18 protein-coding genes are annotated in these 20,542 nt (G+C 36.2%); 6 read left to right on the forward strand and 12 right to left on the reverse strand.

From position 1 onward, the window contains the following. Window position 1 precedes the first annotated feature (1 nt). Together IPM51_16005 and IPM51_16010 are read right to left on the reverse strand one after the other, a co-directional pair. Entirely contained in the window at window positions 2–973 is a 972-nt protein-coding gene (locus IPM51_16005; GenBank protein MBK9285800.1) for a hypothetical protein, read from the reverse strand. Continuing rightward, entirely contained in the window at window positions 966–1,931 is a 966-nt protein-coding gene (locus IPM51_16010) for a stage II sporulation protein M (GenBank protein MBK9285801.1), read from the reverse strand. Before IPM51_16010 ends, IPM51_16005 begins: the two co-directional genes overlap by 8 nt. A gap of 75 nt (window positions 1,932–2,006) precedes the next feature. On the opposite strand from IPM51_16010, the gene IPM51_16015 reads away from it, so the two are divergent. Next, the gene (locus IPM51_16015) at window positions 2,007–2,756 is read left to right on the forward strand and encodes an RDD family protein (GenBank protein MBK9285802.1); all 750 of its coding nucleotides are present in this window, start codon (window positions 2,007–2,009) and stop codon (window positions 2,754–2,756) included. Between the two features lie 59 nt (window positions 2,757–2,815). Next, entirely contained in the window at window positions 2,816–4,660 is a 1,845-nt protein-coding gene (locus IPM51_16020) for a T9SS type A sorting domain-containing protein (protein ID MBK9285803.1), read from the forward strand. 24 nt (window positions 4,661–4,684) lie between these two features. Here IPM51_16020 and IPM51_16025 read toward each other — a convergent pair whose 3' ends face one another. After that, the gene (locus IPM51_16025) at window positions 4,685–5,197 is read right to left on the reverse strand and encodes a gamma carbonic anhydrase family protein (protein MBK9285804.1); all 513 of its coding nucleotides are present in this window, start codon (window positions 5,195–5,197) and stop codon (window positions 4,685–4,687) included. 263 nt (window positions 5,198–5,460) lie between these two features. Here IPM51_16025 and IPM51_16030 point away from each other — a divergent pair, with 263 nt between their 5' ends. Beyond that, a complete protein-coding gene (locus tag IPM51_16030; protein MBK9285805.1) occupies window positions 5,461–6,621 on the forward strand; it encodes a SpoIIE family protein phosphatase in 1,161 nt (386 codons plus the stop codon). A 406-nt stretch (window positions 6,622–7,027) separates the two neighbouring features. Here the strand turns inward: IPM51_16030 and IPM51_16035 are convergent, their stop codons facing one another. From IPM51_16035 to IPM51_16045, 3 genes are read right to left on the reverse strand one after another with little or no spacing between them, the layout of a single operon-like run. Continuing rightward, window positions 7,028–7,477: a hypothetical protein gene (locus IPM51_16035; GenBank protein ID MBK9285806.1), complete on the reverse strand. Its 450-nt coding sequence runs from the start codon at window positions 7,475–7,477 to the stop codon at window positions 7,028–7,030. Window positions 7,478–7,526: 49 nt separating this feature from the next. Next, window positions 7,527–8,792 (reverse strand): 2-oxoglutarate dehydrogenase complex dihydrolipoyllysine-residue succinyltransferase, encoded by a 1,266-nt coding sequence (gene odhB, locus IPM51_16040; protein ID MBK9285807.1) that lies wholly within the window; start codon window positions 8,790–8,792, stop codon window positions 7,527–7,529. 22 nt (window positions 8,793–8,814) lie between these two features. Continuing rightward, a complete protein-coding gene (locus IPM51_16045) occupies window positions 8,815–11,532 on the reverse strand; it encodes a 2-oxoglutarate dehydrogenase E1 component (GenBank protein MBK9285808.1) in 2,718 nt (905 codons plus the stop codon). Between the two features lie 314 nt (window positions 11,533–11,846). On the opposite strand from IPM51_16045, the gene IPM51_16050 reads away from it, so the two are divergent. The 3 genes from IPM51_16050 to IPM51_16060 are packed head-to-tail and all read left to right on the forward strand — an operon-like array spanning window position 11,847 to window position 16,572. Then, a complete protein-coding gene (locus IPM51_16050) occupies window positions 11,847–13,664 on the forward strand; it encodes an FAD-dependent oxidoreductase (GenBank protein MBK9285809.1) in 1,818 nt (605 codons plus the stop codon). Between the two features lie 30 nt (window positions 13,665–13,694). Then, a complete protein-coding gene (locus tag IPM51_16055; GenBank protein ID MBK9285810.1) occupies window positions 13,695–15,518 on the forward strand; it encodes a 2-oxoacid:acceptor oxidoreductase subunit alpha in 1,824 nt (607 codons plus the stop codon). A gap of 1 nt (window position 15,519) precedes the next feature. Then, window positions 15,520–16,572: a 2-oxoacid:ferredoxin oxidoreductase subunit beta gene (locus tag IPM51_16060; GenBank protein ID MBK9285811.1), complete on the forward strand. Its 1,053-nt coding sequence runs from the start codon at window positions 15,520–15,522 to the stop codon at window positions 16,570–16,572. Window positions 16,573–16,585: 13 nt separating this feature from the next. On the opposite strand, the gene IPM51_16065 is transcribed toward IPM51_16060, so the two are convergent. Genes IPM51_16065 through nhaD form a run of 6 tightly spaced genes read right to left on the reverse strand, consistent with a single transcriptional unit; the run spans window position 16,586 to window position 20,483 of the window. Further along, window positions 16,586–17,056, reverse strand: coding sequence for a hypothetical protein (locus tag IPM51_16065; protein MBK9285812.1), 471 nt, complete (start codon window positions 17,054–17,056; stop codon window positions 16,586–16,588). Beyond that, the gene (locus IPM51_16070) at window positions 17,057–17,701 is read right to left on the reverse strand and encodes an aquaporin (protein MBK9285813.1); all 645 of its coding nucleotides are present in this window, start codon (window positions 17,699–17,701) and stop codon (window positions 17,057–17,059) included. 2 nt (window positions 17,702–17,703) lie between these two features. Continuing rightward, window positions 17,704–18,330, reverse strand: coding sequence for a protein-tyrosine-phosphatase (locus IPM51_16075; GenBank protein MBK9285814.1), 627 nt, complete (start codon window positions 18,328–18,330; stop codon window positions 17,704–17,706). 9 nt (window positions 18,331–18,339) lie between these two features. Further along, the gene (locus IPM51_16080; protein MBK9285815.1) at window positions 18,340–18,813 is read right to left on the reverse strand and encodes a hypothetical protein; all 474 of its coding nucleotides are present in this window, start codon (window positions 18,811–18,813) and stop codon (window positions 18,340–18,342) included. 11 nt (window positions 18,814–18,824) lie between these two features. Continuing rightward, a complete protein-coding gene (locus IPM51_16085; GenBank protein MBK9285816.1) occupies window positions 18,825–19,154 on the reverse strand; it encodes a winged helix-turn-helix transcriptional regulator in 330 nt (109 codons plus the stop codon). Window positions 19,155–19,214: 60 nt separating this feature from the next. Further along, complete coding sequence (gene nhaD / locus IPM51_16090; GenBank protein ID MBK9285817.1) at window positions 19,215–20,483, reverse strand: sodium:proton antiporter NhaD; 1,269 nt, start codon at window positions 20,481–20,483, stop codon at window positions 19,215–19,217. Window positions 20,484–20,542: the final 59 nt, after the last annotated feature.

A 20,542-nucleotide genomic window follows, 5' to 3' on the forward strand; every position in this document is an offset into this window, starting at 1 on the left:
ATTATTGTATTTGGTTTATTTTATCAATAATGGATACGCCTTCCTTTTTTTCTTCCAGGCTGGTAAATTGATAAATGGTAGTAAGATAATAAATCACCATAACTCCATAAGAAAGCAAGGTACAAATGGCTGTAACCACAGTTAGCAATATTGGAGTAGATTGATCGGCCATACCATAACCAACGGTGCTGTTTGCACGGGAAAAAGTAGTTATTAATGAAACAATAAAAACTGGAATTTGCACTATGGAGCCTAATACCATATACATGAGTAATCCAACCATGGTAATTACCCAGGTTATCCAGAAATTTCCTTTCATGTAGAACAGTACTTTTTTTAGAGCGGCAAAAATATTTATTTCATCACGTTGACAAACAAATAAAGAGGCCATGGGCAAAAACGAAAGTATGGGCCCAAAAATAATCATGCTAATTATTACAAGAATTACGCCCAAGGCTATCACTACCATACCGCCGCCACTTTTACCGCCACCCAGTAAGGCGAAAATACCGGCAAATAAAAGTACCACAATTGCAAGGGTTACAAACATCACTATTCCAAGTAATAGCATATTACCTAATACTCTCCAAAAATCACTCCAAAAATACAGTGTACTGTGTTTAATGGTTAATGGTTCTTCAGTGCCTAGTTTTTCATTTTCAATAATATTTCTGTTTAAGATCACATTGTATATGGTAATACCAATCATTAATATAAACATGGTGGTGAGGTAAGCTATTATAATATCACCGTAAATACTACCTAAGCCAACCCCGTTGCCTCTTAACATTCCGAAATTTAATGAGGTGCCAATCATTACGGAAGAAACTGTTGCGGCGATGAGTAAAAGCGGACCGGCAAAAAAAAGTAGACTCCCATAAAGTGTTTTAAAATTATGTTTTATAAATCCGAAAGTAGCGCTGAATATGCCGCCTAAATCGCGCACCTGTTTGTAATAAATTTTCTTATGCATGTTTTAAATTTTTGTTTTTTAGAATTATTGGAAGAATAATAAAGTAGAACGCAATAAAAGCAAACGAACCGCCAATGATTACCAGGCTTAAAGCTAAAGGCATTTCGGTGTAGCGGGTAACAAAACTTTCGAGAAACCCGGCCATGATAAATACCGGAACAAGTCCAATCACAATTTTCAATCCGGTTTTTCCGCCCTCTTTAAAAGAATGAAATCGGGTGTGTGTTTTTGGAAAAACAAAACTATTGCCTAAAATAAAGCCCGCACAACCGGCAATGATAATGGCAGAAATTTCGAGTGTGCCGTGTATCCAAACTACTTTTAAGGCTTGGTCTAAAACATTGTATTGATAAAACATGGCGAAAAAACTTCCCAACATAATGCCGTTTTGTACCAATAATAAAGATGTACCAAAGGCAGTAAAAATGCCAAAAACAAATGCTATAAAAGAAACTCTAATATTGTTAATGGTAATGGCAACAAACATGTAAAATTGATTACCCTCTCCATAAATTCCAATGGGATTTCCATTTTTTATTCGCTCAATGGTAGAATCAACATAATTATCTCCTAAAATCAAACGAACAAAAGTATCATCATAAATTTGTGATAAAACTCCAATAAGGGTTGCAATGCAAGTTACCAAAAATGAATTCAATAATTGTTTGTGGTGTTTAGCAAACAGCATCGGAATCTCGTGCGCATAAAAATGAACAATACGATTCCCCGTTTCTTTTTTGTTTTTATATACTAAATGATGAACTCTTTCTGCTAAACTATTTAAATAGGCTTTAGTTTGAGTTTCTGCATAATTGGTATTGGCATACGAGAGGTCGTTCGTTAATTCTATAAACATTTCCGTAAGTTCAGCCGGACTTACCTTTTTTTCCTGCTCAATTACCTTTTCGTAATTCTCCCACTTTTTGGCGTTCTGCTTTAAAAAGCTAATCTCTTTCATAGGTGGGGGTAATAATTTAGTATCTTTGGTTTGAATAAATGTATACAATATTGAAATAAAAACAAAGCTTATTCATTGGAAAAAATTCAGGTAAATACCACACAAAATGTTAATCTGGAATACTCAGCTGCCGGAGTAGGTTTGCGAATATTAGCCGGTTTACTGGATACACTTTTTGTATATACTTATATTATAATTTTAGTTACTGTATTCACCAATTTTGTTATTCGAAAAAATGTGTATAGCGGTAATTTTAATGAAAACGAAAGCTTTAATCAGGCTATGATAGGCCTACTAATTTTATTTTTATTGCCGGCTTTTGTTTATCATTTATTGTGTGAAACTTTTTTAAACGGGCAAAGTTTCGGAAAAAAGATTGTAAAAATTAAGGTGATAAAATTAAATGGCACGCAACCCAATTTTGGCACTTATTTAATACGCTCTATGTTTCGTATTATTGATAGGCCATTAATTGCTATTTTAGCGGTTGCCGTTAGTGAAAAATCGCAACGCTTTGGGGATATGGTGGCCGGAACTACGGTTATTCATCTAAATAAAAAGGTAAGTATAAACGAAACCATTTTAAATCGTATGCAATCAAATTATAAAATTCAGTACAGCCAAGTAGCCATGTTAAGCGATAAGGATGCGAATATTATTAAAGAGGTTTTGAAATTCAGTGCTTTACAAGAACAGCGCGAACACCTTAAGTTGTTAAGAGAAAAAATTCAGAATAAATACGGAATTCACAATCCTCAGCAAAACGACGTTGATTTTTTTAATACCCTCCTTAACGATTATACCCATTATAAATTCGAGAATTAACCCCTACTTGTAAACAACGTTAATTTTTCATACATTTAATACGCAAATTTTAAAATTCTATGAGGCTAATTTTTACTTTTCTTTTCGCAAGCACTTTTTTTGTTGGTGTTACACAAAATGCGAAATCCAAAAAATACAATTTTGTTTTTGATAAAAAAGCAACCGTAAATCTCTCCGAAATTAAGGTGGATTATAGTCCGAAATTACTCGTGAATGAAATGCCTAAACAAGGAAAGGATAAAGTGGAAAATACACATTTATTAAATCCTCCAACAACTTTGGCAAAGCCACAAGCCGCCGTTTTACCTTCTCTTTCATTAGGTCAGAGTTATCAGGCTAATATCTGGGGATTGAGCACTCCTAATGATAACGACATGGCTATTTCAGATGCCGGTATGGCTATTTCAGTAGTGAATACTAATATTCATGTAAAAAATACAATTACCAATACAGTTGTAGTTTATAAATCCTTAGCAGCCTGGACCACTCCGGTAAATAATTTACATCAAGAGTTTGATCCAAAGGTAATGTACGATCCTAAAACCGATCGTTTTGTAATGGTGTGTTTGGTTGGTTTTGTGGATACTACTAGTAAAGTTATTATCGGATTTTCGCAAACCAACGACCCATCGGGAAACTGGAACTTATATATGCTGCCGGGCAACCCGTTGAATAATACCTTGTGGAGCGATTATCCTATGTTATCCATGACAGAAACGGAAGTTTTTCTTACTTTAAATTTATTACACAATAATCAACCTTGGCAAACCGGATTTGTTGAAACCATTGTTTGGCAAATGCGGAAAGAGAACGCCTATAACGGTTTACCCTTACCCGCCATGTTGCATACCAATATTAATTTAAATGGCCGACCCATTCGAAATTTATGTCCGGTTAAAGGAGGAAGTAAATTATACAAGCCCGATATGTGGTTTATTTCGAATAGAAATTTGGATGCGCAAAACGATTCTGTTTTTATTGTACACATCAATGATACCATTGGAGCTCCGGGACAAACCTTAACGGCAAAATCGGCTACGGCAAGTACACCTTATTATTTTCCAACTGAAGCCCGACAAACCAACACTACACAAATGTTAGCTTGTAATGATAGTCGTAATTTGGGTGCGTTTTTTGAAAATAACATGATTCAGTATGTGCACAACACCAATAATCCCGCTAACAGTCGACCAAGTATTTATTACGGAAGAATAGAGAATCCATCTTCACCTAGTCCAACTATTACAGGATACATCATTCCAAACGATACCATGGATTTTGGATATCCCAATATTTCTTACGCCGGAAATTCGGCATTAGATAATACTTCCATTATCAGTTTTGATCACAGTTCAGATAAAGTATTTGGGGGTGTTTCGGCTATTCGGGCGGATGGAGCAGGGGATTATTCACCCATATTAAGAATACAAAACGGTACTAACTACGTAAACTTATTGCAAAGTAATTTGGAAAGATGGGGAGATTATACCGGTTCTCAAAGAAAGTATGCTAATCCGGGTGAGGTGTGGATCAGTGGATATTATGCATACACGTATAATATTTCTTATCCTTATGCACATGCAGGATGGGTGGCACAATTAGCACTCAATCCCATTTTTGTTACCGAAGTTAAAAAAGAAGAAAATCAATTAATCAATACCTCACTTTATCCCAATCCGGCAAAAGATATTTTTAGCGTTGATTTAAATTTAAAAGAAGCGGAATATTTGAGCTTTGAATTATATGATGCGCAAGGAAAATTAATTACCGTTTTAAGAAGAGATTGGGTAAAGGCTTTAAACAATACCTTTAGTTTCAGTACCAAGGATTTATCTGCGGGAATTTACATTCTGCAAATAAAAGGTAAAAATTCCGCCATTAGCAAAAAGGTAATTGTAGAGTAATTTTATTGGGCAATCGGTCAGTTTTTATTTAAACCAGCCGCTATACATTAAATAATTATTGGCAATCCGGTCAATTTCACCGTGAATTAATTCTTCCGAAATATCTTTTATTTTTTTGGCCGGTACACCGGCAAAAATACAACCACTGGGTACTTTTGTTCCTTCTGTTACTACAGCCCCTGCTGCAATAATGGTGTTACTTCCAATTTCGCAATTATCCATTACAATGGCGCCCATGCCAATTAATACATTGTCGTGCACTGTACAACCGTGTACTATCGCATTATGTCCAACAGAAACATTGTTCCCTAAATTTACTTTGGTTTTTTCATAGGTGCAATGGATCACTGCCCCATCTTGTATGTTCACTTTGTTCCCCATACGTATGCTATTCACGTCGCCTCTTACCACGGCATTAAACCATATACTGCATTCGTTGCCTATAATCACATCTCCCACAACAGTAGCATTGGGGGCAATAAAACAATTATCACCAAACTGGGGACTCACTCCTTTAACGGGTAAAATAACAGGCATAATTTTTTAATTTAAGGTAAACAAAGATGAGTTTTAAATTTCAAAAGCGCAATTTCAGGTTAATTTAAGCCAAAATAAATATTTTTTTGCCGATTAATTAAAAACAAATACCTTTGAGCGATTACATGTTTATCAATAAACATATTTGCAGCTTTAAACAGCAGTATAATTATCGCCCGATGTGGCGCTTAATTATTTGCTAATGTTACGACATTAGCCCTTTTCAAATCATTTTATTTTACTCATTTTTTATTTTAACCGTTATGGTACAAACTTTTCTGCAAGAGCAGATACTCGAAAAATTAAACGCCCTGGTTGTTGTAATCAACAAGTATGGCAATGCCGAATACGTAAGTCAATCGGCCGGTCAATTATTAGGCTATGATAGCAGCCAACTCGTTGGTGAAAACTGGTGGGAAGTAACGCGCTTTTCAAGACCGGAAGGAGAAAGAACAAAAAATAAAATTTTGGCCTTGATGCGTGTACAAAATAAAACGTCCGAATCATTTGAACACCAATTCAGAACAAAACAGGGTGGACAAAAATGGATACGTTGGAATGTTTCCTTTTTAAGTGATGAACAAATGATTGGTATAGGCTATGATGTTACAGATAAGAAAAATCAGGAGAAACAGTTGCTGGAAAAAAATAAGCAACTGCAAACCAAGAATCAGGAGATAACCGATAGCATCATGTACGCCAAACGGATTCAGCACAACAGTCTGCAATCAAAAGCGGTAATTGATAAAGTTTTTAAACACAACTTTGTTTTGTACCGGCCGAAAGATGTAGTGAGCGGTGATTTTTACTTTTTTCACAGAGATGAAGAATGCAGTTATGCTTTTGCTATTGATTGTACGGGGCATGGTGTGCCCGGCGCGATGATGAGTATGGTAGCAAACAGTATTGTGAAAGAGGTAATGCTCAATAAAAAAGCCAAAGCTGTATCTCAGATTTTATATGAATTAGATAGAGAACTCTACAAAGCCATTAACTCCAATGGCAATGAAATAAATATGGATGGGATGGATGTAAGCGTAATAAGTTTAAATCACAAAAAAGGAAGGTTGCACTTTGCCGGAGCCTTAAGGCCCATGATTATTGTAAGAAGGGGAGAGGTGATTGAATTTAGAGCAAGCCGTTACCCTTTAGGTTTTTATAATGATGTAAATAAAATATTTGAAGAACAGGTTGTGTTGGTTGAGCCGGGCGATAATTTATATTTGTTTACCGACGGTTACATTGATCAGTTTGGAGGAAGTGATTACAAAAAATTAAACAAAAAGAATTTTAAAGAATTGCTTAAAATTGCGGCCGAAATGAATATAGAAGAACAAGAAGCATTTTTGGATTACTCCTTAAATAACTGGAAACAAGAAGAAGAACAAACAGATGATGTGTTGGTTATTGGGATACAGGTTTGATTACCCAAACCTATATAAATTTTTAACCACATAGATTCATAGTTTTTTCTGAGAGTTAAAGTGTAAGATTAGATTTACATAGGAAAATTATTAAAATAATTTTTATGTATGTGATTTTTACTTTCGAAATTAAATTCTTTCACTTTAAACCATAAAAGAAATAAAAGATCATAAAAGTGTTTTTGGTTTTTGAGTTATTGGTTACAAGTTTTTTTGTTGGAATTCCCGAATGTCAAGTTGAGCGCCTGCCTTCCGTAGAAATGGTAGTCGAAGCGTGGCACACTCCGCCGGGGCGGAGAAGTGTGAGTACCAGAATTCTTCTAAATTTGAAATGCATGTAGTTAGCGTTTACAAAACATTTAATGCTATGTGGTTTAATATTCTAAACCATAAAAGAAATAAAAACTTAAAAATCCTTTTTTTGAATTTTATTATGCGTGTCGTTTACTTGCATTAAGGCAGCGGAGCCATACCAAGGGTGTAATTCCATAATTAATCTTCCGGCTTGTATAGCAGGATCGCTTTCCGTTAGTTTTTTTCCTGCTTCAATGGTTTCAACATTAAAAATGTAAATACCTCTTATTTCTCCTTCATCTAAAAAAGGACCAGCCACCACTAATTCGCCATTTTGAGCCATGCGATTAATATTGGCCAAGTGTGCGCTTTGCAATTTTGCTGCCGTTGCAGAATCTTGAGTTCTGTTTGGTCCTTTTTTTAAAAAGGCCATCACGTACTGCTTCATGCCGTAATCATCCGCTCCCAATTTTTTGGCTAAAGTGGCATCGTAGTTTTTATTTTCCTGGGCGTTACTTACAAAGCAAGTGAGCAACAAAATTATCGCAAAATATTTTTTCATAGCGTTAAAAAAAATCCCTTGCTGAATGAGCAAGGGAGTGTTTACTAATTTATAAACCCAGCAGAATTTCTTCCGGATTTTTTCCTCCAAAAATAATGCGGCTTGGATTTTCCAACATTTCCTTTACTTTCACTAAAAATCCAACACTCTCTCTGCCGTCAATAATACGGTGATCATAACTTAAGGCTATATACATCATGGGTCTGATTTCTACTTTTCCGTTTACGGCCATGGGTCTTTCTACCACGTTGTGCATGCCTAAGATTGCACTTTGAGGCGGATTAATTATGGGGGTACTCATCATACTGCCAAATACACCACCGTTAGTAATGGTAAAAGTTCCGCCTTCCATTTCGGGAATAGTTAATTTACCGTCACGCGCTTTTATCGCTAAGGCTTTAATGCCTAATTCAATTTCTGCCAAACTCATTAGTTCTGCATTTCGTAATACCGGAACCATTAATCCTTTTGGAGCGCTTACGGCAATACCAATATCACAATATTTGTTGTACACAATTTCTTCTCCATCAATCATCGCATTCACCGCCGGAAAATGATATAGTGCCTCGCAAACGGCTTTGGTAAAGAAACTCATAAATCCTAATCCGCTTTGATGCGCTTCTTTAAATTTATCTTTATACTTTGCGCGTATTTCATAAATGGCACTCATGTCTACTTCATTAAATGTAGTCAACATGGCTGTTTCATTTTTTACAGCAACCAATCGTTTAGCCACAACTTTCCGTAGTGAAGTCATTTTCACTTTTTCCTTATCTCGTGTTCCCTGCCAGCTATTACTTAAGGCTTTGCCAGCACTTGGTAAACCGTTAGCTAAGGCGGCTAATACATCTTGTTTGGTAATTCTACCGTCTTTTCCACTTCCGTTTAATTGCGTGGCTTTAATATTATTCTCCGCCATTATTTTTGCAGCGGCCACACTTGGTGTTCCGCTTGCGTGTGATTTCTCCTCTGATTTAGAACCTTCTTGGACTACAACTTTTTTCTCTTCTGGTTTTGATTCATTTCCATTTGCGGAACTATTGGTGGTGGCTGAGCTTGTCGAAGCCACCGGTTTTACCGAAGTATCTATTTTTACAACCACTTGTCCTACTTTCACCGTATCTCCTTCGGCTGCTAAAACTTCAATCTTTCCGCTTTCTTCAGCATTCAGCGTAAGCGTTGCTTTATCGGAATCTATTTCCGCCAGCACATCGTCTTTTTCAACTACATCGCCGGTGTTTTTTACCCACTTTGCAATAACTACTTCCGTAATTGATTCTCCGGGACTTGGTACTTTTAATTCTACAATTGCCATAATATTTTTACTTATTAATATTTTATTTTACTGCTACTTTTGAAAAAATGCCGGTCATGATTTCTTCATTTTCCATGGCATGACGTTTTGCAAAACCGGTAGCCGGACTTGCTGCTTCATCTCTTCCTATATATTTTAAATTCAATGAACGCAAATGTTTATCTACAAATCGGTATGGGCCCATATTTTCAGGTTCTTCCTGAATAAATAAATATTCTTTGACTTTCGCATATTTCTTTAATATAGCATTTACCTGTTTATGTGGGAATGGATATAATTGTTCCAAGCGAATAAAGGCAATATCATCACATTCCTCTTTTTGACGGCGTTCAATTAAATCGTAATAAATTTTACCGGAGCAAAATCCTATACGGGTTACTTTTTTGGAATCCACTTGATCATCCAAAACCTCATTAAATTTATTTTTTGTAAAATCTTTTAAAGGGCTCACGCAACTTGGATAGCGCAATAATTTTTTAGGGGTAAAACAAATGAGTGGTTTTCTAAATTCGCGTTTCAATTGTCTGCGAATCACGTGAAATTGTTGGGCAGGCGTGGTTGCATTGATGATTTGCAGATTATTTTCTGCACAGGCTTGTAAAAATCTTTCCATTCTGGCACTGGAGTGTTCCGGTCCCTGTCCTTCATATCCATGTGGTAATAATATCACCAAACCGTTCATTCTTCTCCATTTGTATTCGGCGGAAGTTAAATATTGGTCAATTATAATTTGTGCTCCGTTAAAGAAATCGCCAAATTGAGCTTCCCAAATCGTTAAAGAATTAGGGGCGGCAAAAGCATAACCATACTCAAATCCCAATACACCATACTCGCTTAATAAGGAGTTGTAAATATTTAATTTATTTTTTTCACTAACGGTATTCAGTGGTGTGTATTCTTCTTCGCTATCTTCTATTTTAATAACGGCATGGCGATGCGAGAAAGTGCCGCGTTCAACGTCTTGTCCACTGAAACGAATTGGAAATCCTTCATGCAACAATGATGCGTAAGCCAATAATTCACCCATGGCCCAATCGTAATTATCACCCTTAATCATTGCCTTACGATCTTCAAATACTTTTTTTATTTTATTAAAGAATTTTTTATCGGCAGGTAATTCAGTGGTTTTAACGGCTAGTTCTAAGAAAAGTTTTTCAGCAATGGAAGTGTCGGGTGATTCATCAAAATCGCTGGCGTCAGCCATTTTTATTCCTTTCCAGTATCCTTCCAAAAATGAAGTAATTTTTGTTTTATCCGTTTTTTTAGCAAAATCTAAATCCGAATCCAATTGACTTTTAAATTCTTGTTCTAAAGTTTTTGCCTCTTGCGCAAGCGCCGAACCTTCTTTGGCCAATTGCTGAACATAAATATCTTTTACATTTGGATGAGAAGAAATGGCTTTATACAGCAAGGGTTGTGTAAATCGAGGTTCATCACCTTCATTGTGACCGTATTTGCGATAACAAAGTACATCAATAAACACATCACGATGAAAGGTTTGGCGAAATTCCATGGCCAATCTGGCAACAAAACAACATGCTTCAACATCGTCACCATTCACATGAAACACCGGACTCAAAACTACTTTAGCTACATCAGTACAATAGGTTGATGATCGCGCATCTATATAGTTGGTTGTAAATCCTACTTGATTGTTTATTACAAAGTGAATCGTTCCTCCTGTTTTGTAGGCTTCCAATTGGCTCATTTGTAACACTTCATATACAATTCCCTGTCCGGCAATGGCCGCGTCTCCGTGCAAAATAATCGGGCAGGCTTTAGAAAAATCCCCGTGGTGTAAATTATCAATTTTAGCTCTAACAATTCCCTCCACAACCGGCGCAACAGTTTCTAAGTGCGATGGATTTGGTGTTAAGCTGGTGTGAATTTTTTTCCCATTATAAATCTGATCTGATGAATAACCCATGTGGTATTTTACGTCACCGTCAAATAAAGAATCTTCACTTTCTCTGCCTTCAAATTCAGTAAAAACATCTTTGTATTTTTTATTCATGATGTTGGTTAACACATTTAATCTTCCGCGGTGTGCCATTCCAATCACATAATCTTCAATACCCATATCTGCGCCTTGTTTCATTAGAGCGCCCATAGCCGGAATCACCGCTTCACCACCTTCTAATGAAAATCTTTTTTGTCCAACAAATTTGGTATGCAGATAGTTTTCAAAAACTACCGCGTGTATTAAATCCAATAAAATATCTTTCTTTTCCTCCTGTGAATAGGTTGGTGTGTTTTTAGATTTCTCCATTTTACCTTGTAACCATTTAATGGTTGAAGGTTCACGCATAAACATGTATTCAGCACCTATAGCTTCGCAATACGTTTCTTCCAAGTGGGCAATGATGTCTTTTAATTTTGCCGGACCTATACCAATTTCGGTACCGGCCTGAAAAACACTTTCCAAATCTTTTTCACTCAGGCCAAAATTTTCAATAGCCAAGGTAGGTTGATAAGTGCGGCGAGTACGAACCGGATTAGTGTGGGTAAACAAATGTCCGCGTTGCCGATATCCGGCAATTAAGTTAATTACCTTAAACTCTTTGGTAACATTTTCAGGTATGGCATCATGGCCTGAAGAAAAATTAGTACTTGCAAATTCAAAACCCTTAAAGAAGTCGGCCCAAGACTGATCAACCGATAAAGGATCTTTTGAATATTGCAAAAAGAGACTTTCAATTGCGTTCACATCGCTGGTACCTACGTACGAAAACTTATCCATGTTGTTTTTGTAAAATGAACAACAAATTTAATGAAATTTTACAGCTAAAAGCCTATTAAAAAGTTATTATTTAGCGATTTGGGACCTGTGTTTTTTTAGTTAATAAAAGAGAGAAGAGACCGATAAACACAGCCATTTACCTGCTAAAAATTCATTCCCTAAAAATTATTTTACCTAATTATGAATATATTGAATAATATGTTAAATTTGAAGATATTCTTAACAGAAAAGTGAAATTTACCAATGAAAAAGGGAAGTCACATTTTAAATTCAATCCAAAAAAATTTACTTTTAAATTCTAAATTCATTATACTTTGAAGCCAACGGACATTAAAAACCCGGAGTATTACCACAAAGTGGTTGACTGCCAATATGCCTGCCCTGCGCACACTCCTGTGCCGCATTACATTCGTTTAATATCAGAAGGAAAATACCCGGAAGCCTATATGGTGAACTGGGATTCTAATGTTTTTCCCGGAGTGTTAGGAAGAACCTGTGACCGACCTTGTGAACCGGCCTGCAGAAGGGTAAGAGTGGAAGAAGAGCCTGTTGCTATTTGTCGATTAAAAAGAGTGGCCGCTGATAATAAAGGGGATTTAAGCAAGTATATGCCAAAAGGACCTTTTAAACCAAACGGAAAAAAAATTGCTTTAATTGGTGGTGGCCCGGCTTCGTTAACCGTAGCTCGTGATTTAGCTCCATTGGGTTATGAGTTACATTTATTTGACGAACAAAACCTGGGCGGCGGATTTATGAGAAGTCAGATTCCTTCATTCCGATTACCCGAAACTGTTTTAAATGAAGAAGTAAACTATATTTTAGATTTAGGCATTCACACACATTTTAATCATTACGTAAAAAGTTTAAAAGAAGTATTGTCTAAAGATTATGATGCCGTGTTTGTAGGTACAGGTGCACCAAAGGGAAGAGATTTACCGGATATGATTGGAAGAAATGAAGGAGCTAAAAATATTCATATTGGTATTAATTGGTTAGCCAGCGTTGCTTTTGAACATACTAAAAAGATTGGAAAAAAAGTGATTGTTTTAGGTGGAGGAAATACAGCGATGGATTGTTGCCGAACCTCAAGAAGATTAGGTGGAGAAGAAGTAAAGGTGATTGTACGTTCTCCTTTTGCTGAAATGAAAGCATCGCCTTGGGAAAAAGAAGATGCCATTCATGAGGATATTCCAATTATTGATAATCATGTACCAAAAACATTTGTAGTGGAAAATGGAGTTTTGAAAGGTATGACATTTGAAAAAGTGCATGCGGTGTATGATGAGCAGGGTAAACGCAAATTAGTTCCTACCGGTGAAGCCGAAGTTTTTGAAGCAGCTGATGACGTAATTATTGCTATTGGTCAGGAAAATAGTTTTCCGTGGATTGAGCGCGATTTAGGAATTGAATTTGACAAATGGGAAATGCCAAAAGTAGATGAAGTAACTTTTGCATCCAGTAATCCTAAAGTGTTTTTTGGAGGCGATTCTGCTTGGGGACCGAAAAATGTAATCACCGCAGTAGCTCACGGCCATCAAGCCGCTATTTCTATTGATTTATTTTGCAATGCGAAAGACTTAGTGAAAGATCGTCCCGCACCAATGGTAAATCTCATGAGCCAAAAAATGGGAATACATGAGTGGAGTTATGAAAGTGAAGTAACCATCGATCAAAGATATATAGTGCCACAGGCCGACAAAAAACTCACACTTAGCAACAGGAAAAAGGAAGTTGAACTTGGTTTTGATTTACCTACGGGTTTTAAAGAAGCTGCCAGATGTTTAAACTGCGATGTGCAAACAGTTTTTACCGAAAATAAATGCATTGAATGTGATGCTTGTGTAGATATTTGTCCAACTTCCTGTATCACCTTTACCAATAATGAGGATGATGAAGAAATATTAAGGGCGAATTTAAAAGTGCCTGCCACCAATAAAACACAAGACATTTATATTTCTGCTTCATTACCTACAAAGCGCATTATGGTGAAAGATGAAAATGTTTGTTTGCATTGCGGACTGTGTGCCGAGCGTTGCCCAACAGCTGCGTGGGATATGCAAAAATATTTTTACGGAATCACCAAGGCCGGAAAAGAAGCCAGTGTTATCAACTCATTAAATAAGGTTAAATAAAATTATAGACTCAATTAATTAGAACGTAATATGTCTAAAGATAAAATAAATGATTTTGTAGTTCGCTTCGCGAATGTGAATGGAACGGGTTCAGCCAGCGCGAACTTTCTTTTTACTAAAGCCATTTTCCGAATGGGCATTCCGGTTACTCCCAAAAATATTTTCCCATCTAATATACAAGGATTACCTACCTGGTATGAAGTAAGGGTGAGTGAAAAAGGATATTTGGGAAGAAGAGAAGGAATTGATTTAATGGTTGCGGTTAATCCACAAAGCATGGCTAAGGATGTGGAATCTGTTCGTCCAGGTGGATATTTTTTGTACGATAGTTCAAAAAAATTAAATCCGAATTACATTCGTGAGGACATTAATTACATTGGCATTCCCTTAATGGAAATTTGTAACGCAAACTACACGGATGCCAGACAGAGACAATTATTTAAAAATATCATTTATGTTGGTGCATTAGCTGCATTATTAAATATAGAATTTAGTGTACTCGAAGGCTTATTAGCCGATCAGTTTAAAGGAAAAGAAAAATTAATTCCATCCAATGTAAAAGCATTACAATTGGGAGTTGATTATATACATCAAAATTTTAAATATCCCTTAGAATTTAGATTAGAACGCAGAGATTTATTAAAGGATGCGATTATGATTGACGGAAATTCAGCTTGCGGATTAGGAGCTGTTTATGCCGGTGCAACCGTAGCGGCCTGGTATCCCATTACACCATCTACTTCAGTTGTGGAAGCTTTTATGAATTATGCGGATGAATTCAGAGTAGATGAAAAAACAGGAAAAAGAAATGTAGCTATTGTACAGGCTGAAGATGAGCTTGCCGCCATTGGTATGGTTATTGGCGCTAATTGGAATGGAGCTCGTTCTTTTACCGCAACTAGTGGTCCGGGTGTTTCTTTAATGAATGAGTTTTTAGGTTTAGCTTACTTTGCTGAAATTCCTGCCGTACTTATTGATGTTCAACGTACAGGTCCCTCAACCGGAATGCCTACGCGAACACAACAATCAGATGTATTAGAGGCGGCATACGCTTCGCATGGTGATACCAAACAAGTTTTACTTTTTCCTTCAACGCCTAAAGAGTGTTTTGAAATGACGGCGGATGCTTTTGATCTTTCTGAAGAATTGCAAACTCCGGTTATTATGCTAACAGATTTGGATTTGGGAATGAACGATCACGTTTCAGAACCATTTAAGTGGGACGATAAAAGAAAATACAATAGAGGAAAAGTTTTAACGGCCGAGCAATTGGATAAAATTCAAAAATTTGGACGTTATCTAGATGTGGATAATGATGGTATTCCGTATAGAACATATCCAGGTACTCATCCAACCAAGGGATCTTATTTTACCCGTGGAACTTCCAGAGATGAGTATGCGGTGTATACCGAAGATGGAGATGCTTATCAAAGAAACATGGATCGTTTATTAAAGAAGTGGGAAACCGCAAAAACTAAAGTTCCTGCACCTGAAATTGTGGGTGAAAAAAATAAATTTTCAAGCGGACTCTTATTTTTCGGAACATCAACGTATGCGGCCGGAGAAGCGATGGATTTACTAAAAGAAAAAAATATTTTTGTGGATGCCATCCGTATCAAATCATTTCCATTTAATCAAACTGTTGCAGATTTCATTAATGATCACGAAACTATTTATGTGATTGAACAAAATCGTGATGCGCAAATGAAAAGTTTACTCATGATGGAATTAAATGCTAATCCGGCAAAATTGGTTTCTATATTAAATTACAATGGTATGCCCATTACAGCCGATAACATTTTAAATCAAGTAGAAAATAATATTAAATTATCAAAAACATTAAAGTCAAAATAAAATGACCTACGTTAAACCAAAATTCCGTCATCCTGAACTTAAGAAGAATAAACTGGGATATACCATTGATTATTATGAAGGGTCTTTGTCAACGCTGTGCGCAGGTTGTGGCCACGATTCTATTTCAGCAGGAATAGTGCAGGCTTGTTATGATTTGAATATAGAGCCACATCGTTTAGCTAAATTATCCGGTATAGGTTGTTCTTCTAAAACACCGGCCTATTTTTTGAGTAATTCGCATGGATTTAATTCCGTTCACGGCCGTATGCCTTCTGTGGCTACTGGTGCCAACTTAGCCAACAAAGAGTTAATTTATTTTGGAGTTTCAGGCGATGGAGATTCTGCTTCAATTGGAATGGGGCAATTTGTGCATGTTATCCGCAGAAATTTAAATATGGTTTATGTGGTAATGAATAATGGTTGTTATGGTTTAACAAAAGGACAAGATTCTGCAACAGCTGATCATGGCTCAAAAAATAAATCCGGTAATACCAATATTTTTGAGGCCATAGATTTAACGAGTTTGGCATTGGAATTGGGAGCCACTTTCGTAGCACAAAGTTTTTCGGGAGATAAAACACAATTGGTTCCTTTAATCAAAGCGGCCATGTCACATCCCGGCTTTGCATTCATTAATGTTATTTCTCCTTGTGTAACTTTCAACAACAATCCAGGCTCTACTAAATCTTACGATTACGTGCGTGAACATATTGAAGCTACAGCAACTTTTGATTTTGTTCCGGAAATGCAGGAAATAAGTGTTTCTTATAAAGAAGGAAGTGCAAAGCAAGTAACCATGCACGATGGTTCAAAAATTCAATTACAAAAATTATCGGAAGATTGGGACCCTTTAAATCGTCAATCAGCCATGAATGCTATTTTAAATGCAAAAAGCAAAGATGAAATTTTAACCGGTTTAATTTATGTAGATCCAAACACCAAAGATTTGCATCATATGATTAATACCAGCGATACGCCTTTAAATCAATTAAACGAAAAAGATTTATGTCCGGGTTCAAAAGCTTTGGATGAGGTGAATGCGGGCTTGAGGTAATTCTAAATTCATTTTAACAACCCTCTCCTTCTTCCGAACAGCATGCTTCTTCATCTGTGCAGGTAGCACCTTGCTCTTGTTGTTCAACGGCCGCATTGTATTTAGAATATTCAAAATAAGTAAGAAAACTTAAGCTTAATACTAAACCAATCCAAAAAATCAATTTTGCAATTTTTGTTTTTCTCATTTCCTTTTCGTCCGGTGCACAATCGCATTCTCCGGTTGCGCAGTTTATTTTTGGAAGTACATAAAGTGAATAATAAGAAATGGTAAAAGATACCGCACTGATAGCAATGAGCAAAGGTTCTAGCGCACTTACTAATGGAGAACTAGCCAGAGCAGAGGAGGAGACGCCAAATAATGAAGCCAATGGACTGGCGCAAACACCGATGCAGGCTCCGCTTTTGCAACAAGAAAGTAAAATAGGAACCGCAGAACTTATTCCGCCACCAAAACTTGTCCAAATTGATTTTTTTGATTTCATTTAAGATTCTTTTTTGAAAATTTTAATAGTAAAAACCGCCGCTATGCTTCCTAAAAAAGGTGCGCTTAAATAAATACCTAAATGTTCTATATGTCCGGAAACAAGAGCCGGTGCTAATGAGCGAACCGGATTCATGGATGCACCACATATTGGGCCTGCAAATAAGGCCTCTAGTAAAATCACAAAGCCAATAATTAATCCGGCAAACATTTTTTGTTCTTTATTGCCGTTGCAAACTAAAAAGATAACGAGAACTAAGAAGAAAGTAAGAATAATTTCCAAAATGAAGGATTGCGCATCAGATCCTGCCGGCATTGTTGCACCCAACATTTCATTGGCCGGAAAGAGAAATTTTAATGTAAAACTGGCGAATAGTGCTCCAACAGTTTGAGCAAAAAGATAGGGAAGGAGTAGTTTAGAGGAAAAACTTTTATTCATCCATAAGGCCAAAGTAACAGCCGGATTTAAATGTGCACCGGAAATTTCTCCAAAGGAATAAATCATAGCAGCAACTATTAATCCAAAAGTAATGGCAATGCCCAGGTTTCCAATTTGTCCCCCGCTTTCCTGATCAATGATGATAGCGCCGGTTCCACAAAAAACTAAAGCAAATGTTCCTAAAAATTCAGCAAAATATTTTTTCATATTCAAATGCTAAGTTTTTTTACTTGGTCAAAAACAAAAAAGGTTTCTAAGGCTATTTGTTTGCAACGTTCATCGTATTTTTCACCTTGCAAAGGCGTATTATCAAAAGCTTTCGGATCATCGTATGTGGTTCCAATTCTTAATTCTGCACCCGGAATAAACGGACAGTTTTGTTCCGCATCGCTGCAGGTCATAATGGCGGCAAATTCGTTTTTGGGATTTACTTCATGATCGTATTTTTTGGAAAAACAAATGATGGGTTTATTGATTTCAGAAAATAATAAATGATAAACCGGATTTTTTTCTTCGCCAATCGTTTTAATATGGAAGCCAATTCTTTTTAACGCATTTATGGCATTGACATTAAAGGCAGTTTCTTCTGTGCCTCCTGAAAAGGCATGAATATGCTTTAATTGAAAATACGACGCTGCCAGTTGCGCCCAAATTTGACCGAAATGGCTTCGGCGAGAATTGTGGGTGCAAATGTAAACCAGATTTACGTTTAATTGTTTTTGTATTTTGTTGGTTATGTAATGGCTCAATTGCAATAAAAGTTCTTTACGCTTTTCAGGGATTTGATCGAATTCAGTACATAAGCGATCGCAATAAGCATTAATAGTATTATACATTTTCTCAGATTAACAACAGCCAGAACCCGGAGTGCAGCAGGCTTGTTTATTTGTGGTGAGTTCTGATAAAGAAACTTTTAATTTTTCTGGCGGAATGCCACATTTGTCACTGGCTAAGCAATTGGTTTTGGTTTGGGTTAGGGAAAAGCTTTTTCCGTTATATGCTAATCCATATTTTCCAATCGTTTCACCCTGATATTCTACTTCAATTTCTCCGTCAACGATTCCTAAAACTTTTTCAGAGAGTGTAATAATATCACTGAGTTTTTGAGGTGCCAAACGATGATCAAAATCGTTAGCCTCCCACAATTGAAAATTCACTTTATTTTCTTTGCGCTCCGTTCCGCCGCAATCAATAAAATGTTTATTCACTTGTCCAATTTCGGTTACGTGAAAATGAGCCGGCACAAATTTTCCATTAGGTAAAACGAAATTTAATTCATTTACCAGCGCGAGTTGTTTTTTAAATTCTGATAGCTTCATAGTTTTATTTTTTAACAGCATTTATTTTTTTGAATAAAAGACGCAAACAGGTTTGTTAAACTAGTTTTGGCATTTTCCCATTCTTTCGGGTCTATACAATAACAAACCTTCACGCCTTCAATATCTCCGGTAATTAGTCCGGCTTCTTTTAATTCTTTCAAATGTTGTGATACGGTGCTTTGTGAAAGAGGTAGTTCATCAACTATATCTCCGCAAACACAACTTTGTTTTTTAATAAGTAATTCCAATATGGCAAGTCTTGCCGGATGTGCCAAGGCTTTAGCATATTTAGCCGTTTTATTCTGACGGTTTGTATATTCTTCGGTTTTTGTGACACCCATTGGACTTTCTTATTAATCGTAAAATTACGATTAATATAAATAAGTCACACAAAATAATTGTTAATTTAAAATAATGAAAACAGCTGCTCCGGCAAAGTATCCTGCTAAAGCCAACCAGCTGATTTTTTTGATATACCAGATAAAATTAATTTTTTCAATACCCATGGCGGCAACACCGGCCGCTGAGCCTATAATTAACACACTTCCACCTGTTCCGGCACAATAGGCTAAGAATTGCCAGAAAAAATGATCGGTGGTAAATGTTTTTAAATCATACATGCCCATACTGGCGGCAACAAGGGGAACATTATCTACAATAGCCGACAATAAGCCTATTGATAATACGATGGAATTTAAGTTACCAATTTTATCATTCATGAACTGAGCAAGCTGAACTAGTTGCCCGTTGGAGTGTAAAGCAGATATGGAAAGTAAAATTCCTAAAAAAAATAACACACTTGGCATATCAATTTTTCTTAATGCAAATAATACCGAAAAATTATTTTTATCGGCCTCATCTTTATCTTTATGCACTAACTCGGATATTATCCAAAGTAAGCCCAATCCAAATACCATTCCCATAAAGGGTGGAAGATGTGTAATGGTTTTAAAAACAGGCACAAATAATAATATGGCAATTCCTGAAAGTAAAATCGTCATTCGCTGTCCTTTTGTTGCTTCACTTACATTTTTTTCTTTACTTTCTCCACTACGCACAACGCTTCCTTTCAAATTTATTGAAACTAAAATTAATGGTACAAGCATGCATACTAAACTCGGAATCAATAGTGTTTTAATTGTGGTGGCAGATGTAATTTGTCCACCAATCCATAACATGGTTGTGGTTACGTCTCCAATTGGAGTCCATGCTCCACCGGCATTCGCTGAAATGATGAGCATGCCAATAAACAGTAAACGATCTTTACGGTCAGTTAAAAGTTTTCGTATTAAGGATACCATCACAATGGTGGTGGTTAGGTTATCTAATACAGCTGAAAGAAAAAAGGAGAGTACACAAACAATTATAAGTAGTTTTCGCTTATTTAAAGTTTTTATGGAGTTTGTAATTACATCAAAACCATCATGGGCATCAATAAGCTCAACAATAGTCATGGCTCCCATTAAGAAAAATAATATTCCGGAAATTTCACTTAAGTGACTTTCCAACTGTTCATTAATTAAATGGGCGTCATTTAAGTGAAAAGCATAAAGCGTCCAACAAAGTGTGCCGGTTAATAAGGCAATGGCTGCTTTATTAATGTTTACCGAGTGTTCAAATGCAATTAATGCATAACCAATAATAAATACTAATAATATTCCCAGTTCCATTTTAAAAATTCGCGTTTTTTCTGCTGCTTAAAGTTAACATGCATTTTAGTTTTTTTCAA

Source organism: Sphingobacteriaceae bacterium (genome assembly GCA_016715905.1).
Taxonomy (GTDB): domain Bacteria; phylum Bacteroidota; class Bacteroidia; order B-17B0; family Aurantibacillaceae; genus Aurantibacillus.

Bases quoted from the DNA above. Each gene is read 5' to 3' on its own strand.
- IPM51_16045 (MBK9285808.1), bottom strand. From the start codon at position 11,532: ATGGATAAGTTTTCGTACGTAGGTACCAGCGATGTGAACGCAATTGAA.
- IPM51_16065 (MBK9285812.1), bottom strand. From the start codon at position 17,056: ATGAAATCAAAAAAATCAATTTGGACAAGTTTTGGTGGCGGAATAAGT.
- IPM51_16030 (MBK9285805.1), top strand. From the start codon at position 5,461: ATGGTACAAACTTTTCTGCAAGAGCAGATACTCGAAAAATTAAACGCC.
- IPM51_16080 (MBK9285815.1), bottom strand. From the start codon at position 18,813: ATGAAGCTATCAGAATTTAAAAAACAACTCGCGCTGGTAAATGAATTA.
- odhB (MBK9285807.1), bottom strand. From the start codon at position 8,792: ATGGCAATTGTAGAATTAAAAGTACCAAGTCCCGGAGAATCAATTACG.
- IPM51_16010 (MBK9285801.1), bottom strand. From the start codon at position 1,931: ATGAAAGAGATTAGCTTTTTAAAGCAGAACGCCAAAAAGTGGGAGAAT.
- IPM51_16020 (MBK9285803.1), top strand. From the start codon at position 2,816: ATGAGGCTAATTTTTACTTTTCTTTTCGCAAGCACTTTTTTTGTTGGT.
- IPM51_16070 (MBK9285813.1), bottom strand. From the start codon at position 17,701: ATGAAAAAATATTTTGCTGAATTTTTAGGAACATTTGCTTTAGTTTTT.
- IPM51_16060 (MBK9285811.1), top strand. From the start codon at position 15,520: ATGACCTACGTTAAACCAAAATTCCGTCATCCTGAACTTAAGAAGAAT.
- IPM51_16005 (MBK9285800.1), bottom strand. From the start codon at position 973: ATGCATAAGAAAATTTATTACAAACAGGTGCGCGATTTAGGCGGCATA.
- IPM51_16035 (MBK9285806.1), bottom strand. From the start codon at position 7,477: ATGAAAAAATATTTTGCGATAATTTTGTTGCTCACTTGCTTTGTAAGT.
- IPM51_16075 (MBK9285814.1), bottom strand. From the start codon at position 18,330: ATGTATAATACTATTAATGCTTATTGCGATCGCTTATGTACTGAATTC.
- IPM51_16085 (MBK9285816.1), bottom strand. From the start codon at position 19,154: ATGGGTGTCACAAAAACCGAAGAATATACAAACCGTCAGAATAAAACG.
- nhaD (MBK9285817.1), bottom strand. From the start codon at position 20,483: ATGGAACTGGGAATATTATTAGTATTTATTATTGGTTATGCATTAATT.
- IPM51_16025 (MBK9285804.1), bottom strand. From the start codon at position 5,197: ATGCCTGTTATTTTACCCGTTAAAGGAGTGAGTCCCCAGTTTGGTGAT.
- IPM51_16055 (MBK9285810.1), top strand. From the start codon at position 13,695: ATGTCTAAAGATAAAATAAATGATTTTGTAGTTCGCTTCGCGAATGTG.